The sequence below is a fragment of the Saccharopolyspora erythraea genome, from assembly GCF_018141105.1.
Taxonomy (GTDB): domain Bacteria; phylum Actinomycetota; class Actinomycetes; order Mycobacteriales; family Pseudonocardiaceae; genus Saccharopolyspora_D; species Saccharopolyspora_D erythraea_A.
The window spans coordinates 3,904,046-3,920,818 of sequence record NZ_CP054839.1; the positions used below are offsets into that span (position 1 = coordinate 3,904,046).

Genomic DNA, 16,773 nt, shown 5'->3' on the forward strand with positions numbered 1-16,773 from the left:
GGTGCTTCCGGTCAGGGATCGCGGTCTGATCAGGGCTTGCGGCCGAGCCCGCCGATGTGCAGCGCGTGAGCGGGGTTGTCCGGGTCGGGGACGTCCGGCCCGGGCCGCCACCGGTTGTTCGGCACGAGCCCGGGTTCGACCAGCTCCAGACCGTCGAAGTAGCGGATCTGCTCCTCCCACGTGCGGAAGCAGCGGTTGCCCATCCCGTTCTCGGCGAAGGCCTTGGCCAGCTCGCGCGCACGGGGCTCGCCGGTGTCGCAGGTGTTGGACACCAGCAGGTAGCCGCCCGCGGGGAGCCGGTCGCGGATACCCGCCGCGACCCCCTCGGGGTCCTCCTCGTCCTCGAGGTGCATGAGGATCCCGCCCAGCAGCACCGCGAACGGCTCGGTGGTGTCGATGAGCTGCCGGGTCTCGGGGTGGTCGAAGACCGCGTCGGCCTCCCGCAGGTCGCCCTGGATCACGGCGGTGCGGGTGTCGGTGGCCAGCAGCGCGCGCCCGTGGGCGAGCACGATCGGGTCGTTGTCGACGTAGACGACGCGGACGTCGGAGGCGGCCTCCTGCGCGATCTCGTGCACGTTGCCCGCCGTCGGCAGTCCGGAGCCGATGTCGAGGATCTGGCGGATGCCCGCCTCACCGACGAGGTGGCGCACCGCCGCGCGCAGGAAGCAGCGGTTGGCCTTGGCCAGCAGCGGAGTCTCCGGGACGACCTCGATCATGGCCTGGGCCGCGGCGCGGTCCACCGCGAAGTTGTCCTTGCCGTCGAGGCAGTAGTCGTAGACGCGGGCGATCGAGACCTCGTCGGTGTCGACGTCGACGAGGTCGGGCCAAGCCCCGGAGCTGGCCTGCCGTCCCACAGCCCCTGCCGGATCAGTCACGCCGTCCCCATTCGTCCTCGTGTTCAACGCGCGACGCATCGTAGCCGACGGCCGACATCAACTTCGCCGTCCGACCACAGGTCCGGGCCGGACCAAGCCGGTCGGCGGCGAGCCGGAGGTGTGAGTGCTACTGGGAACGGCGGCCCTCCCATCCGCCGTTCGGCGCAGCTCCGGCAGCGCTCGCCTGCCCAGGCGGGAAAGGGCCCCGGCAAGTGACCAGATCACAGGCCGGGGCCCTTCCCTCGGTTCAGCGGATCACTGCGGGAGCATGCCCTTCTCGATCGCCTCGATGATCTGCGGACGCAGCTCGTGCGCGCGGATGATCGCGTCGACCGAGCCGACCTCCACGGCCCGCTGGACGCTGTGCACCCGGTCGAACTCGGCTGCGACCTCGCCCAGCTTCTCGGCGTGCACCGCCCGGCGGGTCTCGGCCAGCTCCAGCGTCAGCGCGGTGCGGTCGGCGTCGCCGGCCTCGGCCAGGCGGGTCTCCAGGTCGCGGACCCGCTGGTCCTTGGCCGTGCGGTCGTTGACCTCACCGGAGAAGACCACCGCCGCCGCGGGGGCGCCGCCGATGACCGACGCGTAGGAGCCCTCCACGGCGAGCACCGTCATACTCGGGTTGAGCGCCTTGGAGAACACCACGAACGCGCCGCCGTGGTAGCGGGAGATCACGCAGAACACGATCGGGCCGCGGAAGTTCACGATCGCCCGGCCGATCTCGGCGCCGTACTCCAGCTGCAGCTTGCGCATCGACTCCGGCGAGCCGTCGAACCCGGACAGGTTCGCCAGCACCACCAGCGGCCGGTTGCCGCTGGCGGCGTTGATCGCCCGCGCCGCCTTCTTCGACGAACGGGGGAACAGCGTGCCCGCGGTGTAGGTGTCGGGGCCGTCGGTGGGCGGGAACCCGTGCCGCGGCACCGGACGCGACTCGATGCCGAGCAGGCACACCGGGTGGCCGCCGAGGTGCACGTCCTGCACCGCCGCGGTGTCGGCATCGGCCATGCCCGCCCAGCGCTCCAGCACCGGGTGGTCCTGGTCGGCCAGCGCCCGCATCACGGTGCGGATGTCGAAGGACTTCTTGCGGTCCGGGTTGGCCGTCGACGAGAAGATCTCGCCGACCGTCGTGAAGTCGCTGCCCGCGAACTCGTGCGGGTAGTCGCAGACGTCGCGGTCGCGCGGGTCGGTGGTGGCGGCCTGGCGCGGCGCCTCCTCACCCGGCACGACGTAGGTGTGGTCGTAGTGCGACATCAGCACTTCGCGGGCGGCGGCCAGGTTCGGCGCCCAGTACTGCGCCTGGCCGTTGGGGCCCATCACCCGGTCATAGCCGCCGATGCCGAAGTTGTCGTCGGCCGACACGCCGCCGGAGAAGTCCAGCGACTGCTTGCCGGTCAGCACCATCGCCGAGTCCGGCGTCATCACCAGGATGCCCTTGGTGTGCATCAGCATCGTGGCCTCGGCGTTCCAGTACGGCTGGGCGCCGACGTTGATCCCGGCCACGACGACGTTGATCTCGCCGCCGTCCTGGGTGAAGTGCACGATCCGCTTCAGGGCGGCGGCCACCCAGTCCATGTTCTCGGTGCCCGAGTCCATCGAGATCCGGGCGCCCGCCGACAGCGCGAACCACTCCAGCGGAACCCGCATGCGCTCGGCCAGGTCCAGCGCGGCGATCACGCGGGAGCACTCGGGTTCGGAGAGCGCGCCCAGCGACTTGGTCGGGTCGCCCAGCAGGACGACGCGGGTGACGCCCTCGGGGTGGCGTTCGGTCGGCGTGGTCACCACACCGGCGACGATCGCGGCGGAGTTCTGGCCCTTCGGGCGGTCCACCGGCACCAGCACCCCGTCCTCGTCGAGGTCGTGCTCGACGAAGGTGCCATGGCCGCCCGCGAGCATCCCGGTCAGCTCGTAGGGGTAGACGGTGCCGCGCTTGGCCGCGCGCAGCACCTTCTGGCGGTAGCTGTTCAGCGGCTCGATCCGCTCGGCCTGCGGCTCACCGGCCGACACCCGCGGTTCGGAGCCGGCCTCGTAGCCGACCCGCACCGCGACCTCGCGCAGCTCCCCGGTCTCGCCGTCGCGCCTGCGGCCCAGGAACAGCACCTCCTCCAGGCCCGCGCCCGCCGTCGTGGGCAGCACCCGCTTGCCGAGCGCGCGCAGCTCCTCCGCGGTGAGCTCCACCGGCGGCCAGACGTAGATGACGATCCGGTTGGTGCTGGAACGCTGCCTGGCGGGCACCCGCGCCTGGACCTTGCGGATCGCGTCCAGGCAGCCGGTGAGCACGCCTTCGGCCCCGGGCAGCGCCACGAGCCTGCCCTCGTCGTCGCGCAGCGGGGTCAGGTCCCGTACCTGCGCCATGGCGACGAAGCGCTCGTCGGAGGGGTTCTCCCGCGCGACGCTGCGGAACAGGTAGACCTCCTCGTCGGCGGAGGGCAGCCGGGTGAGGTCGAAGTCGCGCCACCGCCGCAGCTGCAGCCGCTCGGCGATCAGCGGGTGCAGGCCGCGGATCAGACGCTGCTCGGCGACCCCTTCGGCCGCGGGCTCGAAGGTGAAGTGGTGGTGCATCACCGCACCGCTGCGGCCCGCGACGGTGGTGGTGATCCGGCCGACCTGGCCGGGCAGGCCCTGGGTCCCCAGCGCCGCGCCGAGCTCGGCGGCCATCGCGTCGGTGTCCTCGGGCTGGTCGGCCCAGGTCAGGTAGATGTCGGCGACCAGGTCGCCGTCGGCGGCCAGCTCGCCGATCGCGCGCACCGCCTCGGGCAGCGCCGCGAAGTCGACCGCGGTGGCCACCACGCGCGGGTGCCCGTCCTGGTACTCGGCGACGACCGCGGTGCCATCGGCGACCTGCGTGGTGCGCACGCCCTCGAGCGCGCGGTTGCCGTAGTAGCGGCGGGTGAGCACCTCGAGCAGCGGCGCCGGGTCGGTGCCCTCGCGGCCGATGCGCTGTCCGAGCAGCCGTACCAGCGGCTCGCCCGTGCCGACCATCTCGGCGATCCGCTCGGCGCGGTCCTGGGCGTCGGGGTGGGCGTCGAGGTGGCGCAGGTGCCCGCGCACCACCGAGTAGACCTCCGCGCGGTTGCGCCGCAGCATCGGCTGGGCGAACCAGTGGAAGACCACGGTGCGGGCCAGGTCGCAGACGGCGGGGAAGCGCAGCTGGGTCGCGGCGACCAGGTGCTCCAGCACCAGGCCCGCCGCCGTGCGCGTCTCACCGGGCGGCGGCACCTCGGCGAGCCAGTGCCGCAGCAGGGTGGTCGCCACCGCCGCGTCCGAGGAGGCGCGCTGCTGGGCGAGGAAGATGCGGAAGACCGCCTCCTCCAGCTCCGGGGTCCGGTCGGTCCCCTGGACGCCGTAGTGGCCGAGCACCCGCAGCAGGCGCTGCTGGAACGTCTCGGACAGGCCCGCCCGCTCCACGTCCAGGCTCTGCAGATAGGTGTGGAAGTACTCGCGCGGGCTGTGCACCCGCGTGTCGGCCTTGGCCTCCTCCCCGGCGGGCCGGTTGCGGCTCAGCTCGGAGAGGTCGGCGAACACCTGCAGCAGCTCGATCTCACCGTCGAGCGGGCGCTGCCCGGCCGCGACCAGCTCCGCGCGCGCGGCCAGGTAGTCGTCGAGGACGCGCTGCTCGTCGTGCGGGTCCACGTCGAAGCCGAGCAGCACGCTGCGCAGGTCCTGCAGACCGCGCGCCGCGCGCTCGTGGGCGTCCCGGGCGCTCGGGACGGCCGGAAGCACGAGTTCGACGGGGCTCGCGGCCTCGGACTCCTCGGCGGCGTCCTGATCGCCGACCGGCTCCAGCCGCAGCAGCGGTGCCCCGGTCTCGATCTGGCTGCCCGCCGCGACCATCCGCTCGCGCAGCCTCGCGCGGAACGGGGCGCGCAGCACCGTCTCCATCTTCATGCTCTCGAGCACCAGCACCGGCGCGCCCGCCTCGACCTCTTCGCCGATCTCGACCGGCGTCGCGACGACCAGCGCGGGCGCGGGCGAGCGCAGCACGCCGCCCTCGTCCTGGCTGACCCGGTGGGTCACGCCGTCGACCTCGACCAGGTGGACCGGGCCGTGGGTGTCGGTGACCAGCCGGAACCGCTGCCCGTTGACCACGATCTGGCCGGTGTGGGAGTCGAAGCGCTCGATCTCGAGGTCGGCGGTGTGCTGCTGGGACCCGGTGTCGATGCCGATCCGGTAGCGCTGGTGGCCGACGCGCGCGACGAGCACGCGGTAGCTCTCGTCGCGCAGCTTGAGCTCCAGCGGGCGCCCGGTCTCGTGGCGCACCTGCGGGCGGCCGCCGTGGGCGGTGGACAGGAACTGCTGGCGGGCGGCCAGCTCGGCGTCCTCGTAGGCCTCCACGGCGGCGGCGGCCAGCGCGATCGCGGAGTGCTGGTGCGAGCGCAGCCCGCCGGCGGCGCGCTCCCGGTCGATCCAGCCGGTGTCGGCGCTGCCGTCGACCACCTCGTCCCTGTTGAGCAGGTCCAGCACGAAGCTCTTGTTGGTGGCGCCGCCCGCGACGATGACGGTGGTCTGCGCCATCGCCCGGCGCAGCCTGCCCAGCGCCTGCTCGCGGTCGCTGCCGTAGGCGATGATCTTGGCGATCATCGAGTCGAAGTCGGCGGGGATCGTGTCGCCCTCGCTGACGCCGGTGTCGACCCGGATGCCGGGTCCCGCGGGCAGGCTCAGGCGCACGATCTTGCCCGGGGAGGGCGCGAAGTCGCGGTCGGGGTCCTCGGCGTTGAGCCGGGCCTCGACGGCGTGCCCGAGCTCGGCGGGCGGCTCGCCTTCGAGCCTGCCGCCCGCGGCCACGTGCAGCTGGGCCTTCACCAGGTCGACGCCGGTGGTCGCCTCGGTGATCGGGTGCTCGACCTGCAGGCGGGTGTTGACCTCCAGGAAGGCGAACAGCTCCTCGCCGGGGTGGTAGAGGAACTCCACGGTGCCCGCGCCGCGGTACTCCACCGCGCGTGCCAGCCGCTCGGCCGCGGTCTTGAGCTCCCGGCTCTGCTCGGCGGTCAGCACCGGGGAGGCGGACTCCTCGATGATCTTCTGGTTGCGGCGCTGCACCGAGCAGTCGCGCACGCCCAGCGCCCACGCGGTGCCCTGGCCGTCGGCGATCACCTGCACCTCGACGTGGCGGGCACCGGTGACCAGCCGCTCGAGGAAGACCGCGCCGTTGCCGAAGGCCCGCTCGGCCTCCATCCGGGTGCGCTCGTATGCCTCGGCCAGCTCCTGCTCGTTGTTGATCACGCGGATGCCGCGGCCACCGCCGCCGGCGGTCGCCTTGAGCATCAGCGGGTAGCCGATCTCACCGGCGGCGCGCCGCGCGCCGTCGAGGTCGGTGACCTCGCCGCGGCTCCACGGCGCCACCGGCACGCCGACCTCCTCGGCGAGCAGCTTCGCGCCGATCTTGTCGCCGAGCCTGCGCATCGCCTCGGCGCTGGGGCCGATGAAGGTCACGCCGATCTTGTCGCAGAGCTCGGCGAAGGCCGGGTCCTCGGCGACGAAGCCCCAGCCGACCCAGGCCGCGTCGGCGCCGGACTCGACCAGCGCCCGCTCCAGCACGCCGAGGTCGAGGTAGGGGCGGGCCGAGGCCGGCCCGAGATCATAGCGCAGGTCCGCCTCCCGCACGAAGGTGGCGGTGCGGTCGACGTCGGTGTGGAGGGCGACCGTCTCGATCCGCTCCCCGGTTTCCGCCGCGAGCTCCCGCACGGCATGGACAAGCCGCATCGCGGCCTCTCCGCGGTTGACGATGGCAACACGACTGAACACCGACTCGAGCCTCCTGATTCACTGCACCTGTCCGAGGGCGGTCTAGCCCCACGATGGGACACGATCTCTGTTACCGGCCAGTATTGAAATGTAGAACACGCCCCATGATCCGAACCAAAAGTCGTAAGGAATCGCCAAAGTGCAGGTTCCGGCAGGGGCGTTGCGGCCGCCAACCCGCTCCGGGAGGCTCCGCGGCGCCGGTCGGCCCCACGGCGAGTGGCCGGAGCCGCACTCTCGGTTCGGTGGTCCGCCGACGTGATTACTGCCATGTACCTGGCAGGTTGCTGCCATCCGCGGCGCCTGCGATGCACAGCCGGGGCTGGTTCCCGAGGCGGGTGGGGGTGCTTGCGCATTGATCACGTATCCGTGTTATCGGGGGCGGCCGACGTCGGCATTGGGCGGGTAGTAGGGGCTTGGAATACCACAGTGTCGAGCGTGTTTCGGCCGCCCCTCCGGGCAGTGTGAGTGGTCGTGGCCAATAGCACCGGAAAAGGGGCGATCTGCCCGTCGCGGGCTGTGGGGGGATTAGTGCCGGAGGGCAACCGACTTCGAATGCTCCGATGCAATGCGCACCGGTAGCCGGCTCCTCGATTGGCGGGCCACGGTCCTTGGGTCGGCGTGCTTTTCCCTTCCCTGCGCGGGTTTCCGGCCACAGCCGGACGGCGGTTGACAGGGACACAAACGTGAGATTCGCTCATGTTTGGCCGGTCGACGACCGGACGCTTCGAGTGGGAAGGGGCTGGGATGAGGCGCACCGCCGCAATGCTGTTCGCGGGACTGCTCGCCGCGACGCCGTCCGCCGCCGTCGCCGCGCCCGCGGTTCCGGGCGGGGAGTTCACGGTGCTCACCTACAACGTGGCCGGGCTGCCCGAGCCGCTGTCGGGCAGCGACCCCGCGAACAACACGCCGGTGATCGGTGAGCGCATCCGGCCCTACGACGTGGTGCACGTGCAGGAGGACTTCAACTACCACGACGCGTTGTACGAGGCCGACGACCACCCGCACCGCACACCCACGAGCGGGGGAGTGCCGTTCGGCTCGGGGCTCAACACCCTCTCGGACTTCCCGCTGAGCGGCCTCGACCGCCTGACGTGGTCGAAGTGCTGGATCAACGAGGCGGACTGCCTGACGCCCAAGGGGTTCACGTTCACCCGCGTCGAGGTCGCGCCCGGGGTCGAGATCGACTTCTACAACCTGCACGCCGACGCCGGGGACGCGCCGCTGGACCAGGCGGCGCGGCGGTCGAACCTGATCCAGGTCTCGGACCACATGGCCGAGCACTCGGCCGGCCGGGCGGTGGTGGTGATGGGCGACACCAACTCCCGCTACACCAGCAGCGGCGACATCGTGCGCGAGTTCGCGCAGCGCAACGGTCTGGAGGACGTCTGGGCGCGGCTGGTGCGCGGCGGAGTCCCGCCCGCGGTCGGCGAGCCCGCGCCGGTCTGCGACGACGAGACCGCCGACCGGTGCGAGGTGGTCGACAAGATCTTCTACCGGGGTGGCGCGGGCGTCGCCCTCGAGGCGACGAGTTACCGCAACGAGCGCTCCGGCTTCCGCACCCAGAGCGGCGCACCGCTGTCGGACCACGACCCGCTCAGCGCCGGCTTCCGCTGGAGCGCCGGCTGAGCAGGTGGGCCGCGCCCGGATTCCAGGACGGCTGCCCGAAGCCGCGATCTCGGAGCCGTCCTGGACCGCGCTTCCGGGCGCCGGGCCCGGCCGCGCTCGTGCCCGGGTCAGTCCTCTCGGCCCCGTTCGCAGGCGTCCTGAGCCCAGGACTGCGCGCCGTGGGCGGCGCGGAAGGCCTGGTAGCACTCGTCTGTCGTGGGCTTCTCGCAGGCGGCCGCGGCCTGCTGGTTCGTGGCGCCGCTGTTGACGGCGTGGTCGATGCAGTCGAAGACGTTGGCCTGTGCGGCGGGCGTCGTGGCCAGCGGCGCCACCAGCACACCGCCGAGCAGGACGGCGGCCGACACCATGACCCGGGACAGTGACTTGCGCATGTGCGTCCTCTCCTCACGGAAGGCACCGTGCCTTCCCGGGACAAAGCCAATCGGTGCGCCCCGCGGCCTGGCCAGCCGAGCCGAGTCCCGTCCACCGACCGGACTTCGCTTCTCACCGGGCCGGTCGTCCCCCAGGCGGTCGCCGGAACCCACCGTGATCAACTTCGCTGCGGCGTGATCGACGCCGCGGGTGCCCCTCCGCGTCCGGTCCCGCTGACCTGCGTGATGTTTCGGCGTGCCGCCAGGCGGTGATCAAACGTGGGGACGACGTTGGCGGCGCGGCCGGAAGGCGCGACCGCGGCGCGGTTCAGGTGACGGGGAGGTCGGTTGCCAGGTGGAGCACGTCGAGGACGGCTGTCCGGCCGAGAAGTGGTTGCTCAGCAGCGACGAACGGGGCAACCCCGCGACCGATCTCGACCGCCGTCACGCGGACGGGGCGGCGTGGTCCCGCGGCAACCTGGTGCGGCCGCTGATCGACGGCGTCGACTACTTCCGCAGGCTGCGGGACGAGCTGGCCGGCATCGGCGAGGGCGACCAGATCTACCTCGCGGCGTGGATCGGTGATCCCGCCGAGCGGCTCGACGGCTCGGGGCACTCCATCGGCGGCATGCTCGTCCGGGCGCTGGAGGCCGGAGCGGCCGTGCACGGGCTGTTCTGGTGTCCGTACGTGGACGCCAGGAAGGACTTCGTGCCGGAGAACGACAGCTTCGTCACGCTGCTGCAGAGCCTCGGCGGGGAGGCGGTGTTCGACCAGCGGGTGCGCGCCGTCGGCTGCCACCACCAGAAGTACATCGTGATCCGCAGGCCGGGGCGGCCGGACACCGACGTCGCCTTCGTCGGGGGCCTGGACCCGTGCGCGAGCCGGCGCGACGATCCCGGGCACCCCGGCGATCCCCAGGTGCAGGCGTCGATCGCCGGGGTGTTCGGCGATCAGCCGGCGTGGCACGACGCGCACCTGGAGGTGCGCGGGCCCGCGGTGGCCGACGTCGAGCACTGCTTCCGCGAGCGGTGGAACGACTCCGCGGCGCTGCGGCGCAAACCGCTGCTGTGGCTCTACGAGAGGATCCGGGGCAGTCGGGGCGAGACCGTTGAACTCCCGCCGCAACAGCCCCCGCCGCCTCGGTGCGGAGGACACGTCGTGCAGCTGTTGCGGACCTACCCGAGCAAGCTGCCGCCCTATCCGTTCGCGCCGCACGGCGAGCGCAGCGTGGCGCGCGGGTACCGCAAGGCGCTGGGCAACGCGCGCCGGTTCGTCTACGTCGAGGACCAGTTCCTCTGGTCGCCGATGGTGGCCGAGGTGTTCGCCGAGGCGCTGCGGCGCGAGCCGGAGCTGCGCCTGGTCGCGGTGCTGCCCGACGGGCCGGACAAGGACGGCGTCGTCCAGGTCGCGACCAGTGACGTCGCGCATCGGGAGGCGCTGGACGAGCTGTACGCGGCCGGTGGTGACCGGGTCCAGGTCTACGAGCTGGAGAACAGCGAGGGGCTGCCCGTCTACGTGCATTCCAAGGTGTGCGTCGTCGACGACGAGTGGGCGGCCGTGGGCTCGGCCAACCTCAACCGCCGGTCGTGGACCTACGACTCGGAGCTCACCGCCGCGGTGGTGGACGAGGGCACCGGCGGCGACCGCCCGTTCGCGGCGGAGCTGCGGCTGCGGTTGTGGCGGGAGCACCTGGGCCGGAGCGAAGACGACGACGAGGACCTGGTCGACCCGCTGCGGGGGATGGAGGTGCTGCGGCGCGCCTCCGAAGCCCTGGAGGACTGGCGGAACTCGGCGCGGACCGAACCCCGGCCGCGAGGACACCTGCGCATCCATCCCCGCCCGGCCCCGTCGGTGGCGCGCAAGGTGTGGGCGCGGCCGACCGCGCGTGCGCTCATCGACCCGGACGGCCGTCCGCGGGCGATGCGCAGGCAGAACCGCCTGTGAGGCAACGACATCCGGGCCGGCGGTCATCGCGTGGAGCCGGCTCCGGCCCACGCCTGGGTCATGTCGGCGTAGTGCCGCGAGCGCACGAGCAGCTGTTCGTGCTCGCCGAGCACAGCCCGCCTGCCGTCCATGACCAGTATCCGGTCGGCGCGGCGGGCCGAGGCCAGCCGGTGCGCGATGACCACCAGGACGCCGCCCCGGGCTGCGAAAGCGCGCTCCGCTCGTGCTTCCGCCGCACCGTCGAGGTGCGCGGTGGCCTCGTCCAGCACGACGATCCGCGCCGGGCTCGCGAAGACCCTCGCCAGTCCCAGCAACTGGCGTTCCCCGGCGGACAGTCCCGCGCCCGCGTGGCCGAGCGCTGCGTCCAGCCCGCCCAGCCGGTCGAGCAGCGCGTCGGCGCCGACCGCGGACGCGGCGCGCATCAGGTGCGCGTCGTCGGCGCGGGGTGCCAGCAGCGCCAGGTTCTCCCGCGCGCTACCGGCGAAGAGGTAGGACTCCTGCGGAGTGAAGGCGATGAGGCGGTGGCGGTGCGCGGGGTCGATCTCGGCGACCGGTACGCCACCGACCAGCACTCGTCCCTCGCACGGCTGCACGGTGCCGGTGAGCAACGACGCGAGGGTGGACTTGCCGATGCCGCTCGGGCCGACCACCGCCAGGTGATCGCCGGGAGTCAGGTCGATGTCGAAGTCGCGCAGGACGGGTTCGGCGTGCTCACCCCAGCGGTGCGTGAGCCCGCGCACGCGGACCGCGACTCCGGCCGGCACGGCGGTGGCGCGCGGCGGTGCGGGCGGGCGAACCTCGCCGAGGCGGTCGAGCGCGACGAGCAGGCGCACCACGACCGTGCTCGCGGTCGCGGCGAACCCGTGCAGCGCCGGGTGCAGGGTGCCGGTCAGATACACCAGAGTGCCGAGCACCGCGCCGGCGGTCAGCTCGCCCGCGGCGACCGCACCCGGCGCGGCGGCGAGCACGAGCACCACCGGCAGGAACCCACCGACGGCGACCACGGCGGTGCGCACGGCGGCGGCGTTGGACATCCGCACCGCCGCGTCGGCCTGGGAACGGATCGCCGTGCGCATCGAGTCCTCGGCGATGTCCTGACCGCCGCAGGCCACGACGTCGCGCATGCCCGCCAGCACGGTGCCGGTCGCCGCCGCGGTGGCCTCGTCGGCGAGTGCGAGCCCGCGCTGCCTGCGCGCCAGCGCGGGCAGCAGGCACAGGAACACCGCTACCGAGACCACCACCGGTGGCCAGGCGAGCCACGCCAGCGTCCCCGACAGCGATGCGATGCCCACCAGTGCGGCGGCCGTGCTCACCACGAGTCCGCGGGCCTGCACCAGCAGACCAGCCGTGGCGTCGCGCACGACCTCCACGTGCTGGGTGATCCGGGCGACCCCCGCCGCGTCCGGGCCGCCGCGCGGCGGGGCGGTGTCGTGCAGGACGCCCCGCACGACTGTGCGCACGAGCGCGTCGCGCAGCGGTTCGACTATCGTGCCGAGCCGCTGCCAGACCAACCGGACGCCGAACGCCCCCGCCACTGCCGCGGCCGCGAAGGCGGACAGCCAGGCCAGACCGGTCAGCGGGTCCCCGGCGGCGAACCCGTCGTCCACAGCTCGCTGCACGAGTCCACCGGAGAGCAACGCGGGCAGCGCCTCCAGCAGCGAGTAGGCCGCGAGCACCGAGCAGGCGCGCCAGCGCCCGGCGAGTGCGCGCCAGTGCTCGGTGCCGACAGTCACGGCTGGACCTCCTCGGCGAAGAGCGCGCGGTAGGCGGGATCGTCCATCAGCGCGCCGTGCGGTGCGACTGCGCGCACGCGTCCCGCGTCCAGCCACACCACGGAGTCCGCGCGACGCGCGGTACCGGCCCGGTGGGTCACCACGACGCGGGTCAGCCCCGGATGTTGGTCGGCGACGGCGTTCTCGACCCGGGCTTCGGTCGCGGTGTCCAGCGCGGCGGCCGCGTCGTCGAGCACGAGCAGCCTCGGCCGCCGGGCGAGCGCCCTGGCCAGACCGAGCCGCTGGGCTTCACCACCGGAGAGCGGGGTCTTCGACAGCGGCGTCGCGTAGCCGGACGGGAGCCGGGTCACCAGGTCGTCGATGTCGGCTGTGCGGCACGCCGAGCGCACCGCCGCGTCGTCCGCGCCGCTGCCGTAGGCGACGGCGGCGGCGACCGACTCGCCGAGCAGCGCCGGGCGTTCGAAGGCGTAGCCGACGGCGGTGCGTTCGGCCGCGTCGACCGGGACGCCGTCGAGCAACGCGTCGCCGCGGTCCGGTGCGCGCAGGCCGCCCAGCACTTCGGCGAGTGCGGACTTGCCGGACCCGGAGCGGCCGACGACCGCTACGACGTCACCGCCGGGAACCACGAGGTCGATGTCATCCAGCGCACCGTCGACCCCGACACCGCGCAGCTCGACGTGTCCGCGTCCGCGGGGCAACGGGATTCTCGGGCGAGGTGGTGGAGCGTGGTCGAGCAGGGCCGCGATCCGGTCCGCGCAGGACCGCGCGCGCGACAGCGCGGTGAACTGCGGCAGCTGCCGGACGATCCCCAGCGCCAGCGTCGCGTACCCGAGCGCGGCGAGCACGTCGCCGACGCTGAGATCACCGGCCAGTACGCCGAACCCGGCCGCGCACAACACGGCGGCCTGGACGAACGGCAGGAGCAGGCCGCCGCGCCACATCATCCGGGCCTGGGTGCGCCACATCCCGGCACCGGCCGCGCTCAGCTCGGGCAGCGGGCGCAGCACGCGCGCGGACTCCTGCTCGGCGACCCCGGTGGCGGCGATCGTGCGCAACCCCAGTACGGCGTCGAGCAGCCGCGCCCCGAGCGAGCCCGCCGCCTCCTGGTAGGCGAGCACGTCGCCGGCGGTGTGCCGCAGGTGGGAGCGTGCGAGCAGCACAGCGGCCGGAACGGCGACCACGAGCACCAGGGCCACACGCCAGTCGATGAGCACCAGGGCCACGGCGGCTCCCGCCGCCAGCAGCAGCGCGGTGCAGAGCTGGACGACGACCGAGACGATCTGGCCCGCACCCGCGCAGTCGCCGGTCATCCGGCTGACGGCGTCGCCGTCGGCGACCGGGGAACGGCCGCCGGACCGGACCAGCGCCGTCGCGAGCAGTGCACGCAGGCGGGCGGCGGCCGCGGCGGTGAGCCGCGCGGTGAGGGCGACTCCGGCGACCTCGGCCAGCACCTGGGCCGCGCCCAGGAAGACCAGCCACAGCACGCGCGCGGACGCCCCGCCGCCTTCCAGGACGGAGTCGACGGCGTCGGCGAGGGCCGTCGGCAGGAGGATGCTCGCGGCGGCCGCGAGCAGAGCGGTGAACAGCAGCAGAGCCGCGGTCCCGCGGTCGTGGCGCACCGCCGAGCGCAGCAGGCGATCGCCTGCACCGGCCATGTGGCTGCTCCTTGTCGTCGCGCTGGCCGCGCGCCAGACTGTTGCGGTGCGAGAGCGGCGCACCTGTCCTGCGCCGCTCTCGCACCCTTGCCGCGTCAGTGGCAGGTCAGCAGGCTGACCGTGCTGTTGGCGCAGGAGGCCAGCAGGCTCAGGTTGCTCGCGCCGCCGCCGTAGCTGGAGTCGCCGTAGGCGAGCTCGTTGGTGGCGTCGAGCTCCTGCAGCTCCAGAACCATCTCCATGGTGGTGTTCCTTTCCGGGTGTTCTCGATCACCGGCCGAGGTCCGGCCGGAGTTCCTGGGGTGGTGGGTCAGGCGTTCGGCCTGCCGAAGAACGGCAGCACGCGGCCGTGACCGTCGAGCGTCGCCGCGACGGCGCTCAGCACACCGGCGCCGCCGGTGGCGAGGTCCATCGACAGGCGGAGCAACTGGTTGCCGGGCATGGCGATTCCGCCGTCACCGTGCGGGATCGCGTGCCAGCCGAGCGCGGTCAGGTGCCGCGAGACCGCGTCGGTCCACATCGGATCGGGGGCGCGGCGGTTCGCCGCGGCCAGTGCGGCGAGCAGACCGCAGCGCCCGAAGAGCAGGCCCGGGTGGATCACGAACTCGCCGAGGCAGCCGCGCAGCAGCTCGGGCTGGCGCTCCAGGCAGGTCGCGTCCGGGTGGCGCGCGGCGAGCTCCTCGGCGACCAGGGCGATTCCGGCGCTGCCGACCGCGAGGTAGGGCAGCGTCCGGGTGCCGCTGTCGCGGACCTGCAACGCGCCGTCGTCGGTGGCCACGCACTCGTCGAGGTCGCGCAGGAGCGCGCGGTCGGCGAGTTCGAGCCAGCCGCGGTCGCCGGTGTCGTCGTGCAGGTGGGTGAACAGCAGCGCCGGGCCGGACCAGCCGTCGAGCAGGCCGGCGCGTCCCACCGAGCCCGGCGGCAGGGCAACGCGCAGCGCGTCGGCCAACCGGTCGCCCAGGTCGCGGGCGCACTCCCGCAGCTCGCGATCGTCCCTTGTGGACGCCAAGTGCAGCAGGTTCAGCGCGATCCCCGACAGTCCGCTGCCGAAACCGTGGTCGCGGGTCTGCTCGACCAGGGTCGCGGCGCCGTCGAGCAGGGCGTCGGCGTCGTCGTGGTGGCCGAGGTTCTCCAGCACGTGGGCGATGCCGTGTGCGCCGTCCAGGAAACCGGGCCGGGCCGGTGCGGTGCGTCGCACCGCGTCGACCAGCCAGCGCTCGTGCTCGGGATAGCGGCCGAGCCCGGCGGAGTCCAGCGCGTGCAGCACACCCGCGGCGCCGTAGGCGAAGCAGGTGCCGCCGACGCGGAACTGCTCGATGTCGCCGGGGAACAGCCGGTCCTCGCGCTCGGGCGTCGCCGAGGAGAGCATCGCCTCGGCCAGGCCCTTGCGCACCACGCCCCAGTCCGGGACGGCGTGGTCGAGCTCGGTCACCGAAGTCTCGGTCCCGAGCAGCTCGCGGCGGATCTGGTCGCCGAAGCCCGCGGGAAGCGGGAACCGCCGCTCGACGACGTCGACGAACCCTGCCAGCTTGCCTGGCGCCAGCTCCAGCAGCGGGTTGAGCGGCAGGAACATCCACAGCTTCAGCGCGGCCAGCGCGTACCGGTCGATGGAGACGCCGGTGCGCCCCTCGGGCGCCCGGAACCCGGGTGCGCCGAGCGCGGGCCGTGCGGCGGCGGAGTCGGTGGAGGCCATCTCGAAGTCGATGACCGAGACCTCGTCGTCCTCGTCGACGAGGACGTTCAGCCCGTGCAGGTCGCCGAAGACCACGCCGCGCTCGTGCACGCGGTCCAGCAGCCGCTCGACCCGCTCCAGCAGTGCCAGGGCGCGCCGGGTGTAGTCGGCGATCTCCTGCTCGGTGGGGTGTTGCCGGGTGAGCGGATAGGTGCGTGCCAGCCACGTGCCCAGCGGTGTGCCGGGAACCAGGTCCATGGCGAGGAAGGTGTGCTCCCACAGTTGGAACAGCTCGTGCACGGCGGGGACACCGCCGATGCCGTCGAGCAGGCGCAGCACCTCGTGTTCCCGGTGCAGCCGGGCCACGGCGTCGGTGCCGTCGCGGTCCAGTCCCGCGTGCGGGCGGGCTTCCTTGAGCACGACCTCGGCGCCGTCGGACTTGCGGACGGCGCGGTAGACCCCGCCGCCGTTGGAGAAGTGCATCGACGAGGTGACGCGGTACCCGAAGGCGGCGCGGTCGCCGCCCTTGCGGGCGGCCAGCGACGCGCTCAGGCACTCCGGCGGGGACACCCACTCGGGCAAGGAGAATCCCGGGTTGCGCTTGTCGGGAACCAGCTCGCCGTCCGGCCCGGTGATGGCGAGAACCCGGGTTCCGTCGAACTCGACCCAGCGTTCCACGAATCCGCCGTAACGAACGTACAGCGGGCCCTGCTCATAACGCAGATCGCTGAGGATGTAAGGACCCGGTTCGCCCCGCAATTGCGGTGCCAATTCGGCGAGCACGGTGGCCAGGTGTCCGTCGTCCACCGGATAAATGGTGACCAGCTTCCCGCTCGCCGAGCGCGGCGCGTATTTGGCGTTGCGCGCGAGGAGCACGCGGGGGCCGCGCAGGTGTTTGAACGCGATGCGTTCTCGCAGGCAGTAGCGGTGGACCGCGGCCAGCACCCGTTCTGCGTTGCCGAGCGTGGCCGACACGTGCACTTTCCAGCCCTGCTCGGGGAGAACGACCTCGGCCGGGCGCAGCATGCGCCATGTTCCGAGTGCGCTTTGCACCCAGTCGCTTCCGGGCTCGGGCAGCTGTCGGGCGTACTCGTCCTGAGAACCGGAGTGCCGGCGTTGCTCGTCGAAGAAGAGCGGATCGGCGAAGCAGAAAGCCTCGTACCGCAGATCCATTCCAGCCC

The 16,773-nt window shown here is 73.0% G+C and carries 9 protein-coding genes; 2 read left to right on the forward strand and 7 right to left on the reverse strand.

The window, feature by feature from the left end; all coding sequences use genetic code 11:
• Positions 1-29 precede the first annotated feature (29 nt).
• Together HUO13_RS17760 and HUO13_RS17765 are read right to left on the reverse strand one after the other, a co-directional pair.
• Entirely contained in the window at positions 30-875 is an 846-nt protein-coding gene (locus tag HUO13_RS17760; protein WP_211902417.1) for an SAM-dependent methyltransferase, read from the reverse strand.
• A gap of 255 nt (positions 876-1,130) precedes the next feature.
• Positions 1,131-6,614, reverse strand: coding sequence for a biotin carboxylase N-terminal domain-containing protein (locus HUO13_RS17765; protein WP_211902418.1), 5,484 nt, complete (start codon positions 6,612-6,614; stop codon positions 1,131-1,133).
• Positions 6,615-7,358: 744 nt separating this feature from the next.
• Here HUO13_RS17765 and HUO13_RS17770 point away from each other — a divergent pair.
• Entirely contained in the window at positions 7,359-8,240 is an 882-nt protein-coding gene (locus HUO13_RS17770) for an endonuclease/exonuclease/phosphatase family protein (RefSeq protein WP_211902419.1), read from the forward strand.
• 107 nt (positions 8,241-8,347) lie between these two features.
• Here the strand turns inward: HUO13_RS17770 and HUO13_RS17775 are convergent, their stop codons facing one another.
• A complete protein-coding gene (locus tag HUO13_RS17775; RefSeq protein WP_211902420.1) occupies positions 8,348-8,611 on the reverse strand; it encodes a hypothetical protein in 264 nt (87 codons plus the stop codon).
• 334 nt (positions 8,612-8,945) lie between these two features.
• Here HUO13_RS17775 and HUO13_RS17780 point away from each other — a divergent pair, with 334 nt between their 5' ends.
• Positions 8,946-10,535, forward strand: coding sequence for a phospholipase D family protein (locus HUO13_RS17780; protein WP_211902421.1), 1,590 nt, complete (start codon positions 8,946-8,948; stop codon positions 10,533-10,535).
• 23 nt (positions 10,536-10,558) lie between these two features.
• On the opposite strand, the gene HUO13_RS17785 is transcribed toward HUO13_RS17780, so the two are convergent.
• From HUO13_RS17785 to lanKC, 4 genes are all read right to left on the reverse strand, one after another.
• Positions 10,559-12,268 (reverse strand): ATP-binding cassette domain-containing protein, encoded by a 1,710-nt coding sequence (locus HUO13_RS17785; protein ID WP_211902422.1) that lies wholly within the window; start codon positions 12,266-12,268, stop codon positions 10,559-10,561.
• Positions 12,265-13,923 (reverse strand): ATP-binding cassette domain-containing protein, encoded by a 1,659-nt coding sequence (locus tag HUO13_RS17790; RefSeq protein ID WP_211902423.1) that lies wholly within the window; start codon positions 13,921-13,923, stop codon positions 12,265-12,267. The genes HUO13_RS17785 and HUO13_RS17790 overlap by 4 nt, the downstream gene beginning before the upstream one ends.
• 95 nt (positions 13,924-14,018) lie before the next feature.
• Entirely contained in the window at positions 14,019-14,162 is a 144-nt protein-coding gene (locus HUO13_RS17795) for a SapB/AmfS family lanthipeptide (protein WP_211902424.1), read from the reverse strand.
• Between the two features lie 68 nt (positions 14,163-14,230).
• Positions 14,231-16,765: a class III lanthionine synthetase LanKC gene (gene lanKC, locus HUO13_RS17800; protein ID WP_211902425.1), complete on the reverse strand. Its 2,535-nt coding sequence runs from the start codon at positions 16,763-16,765 to the stop codon at positions 14,231-14,233.
• Positions 16,766-16,773: the final 8 nt, after the last annotated feature.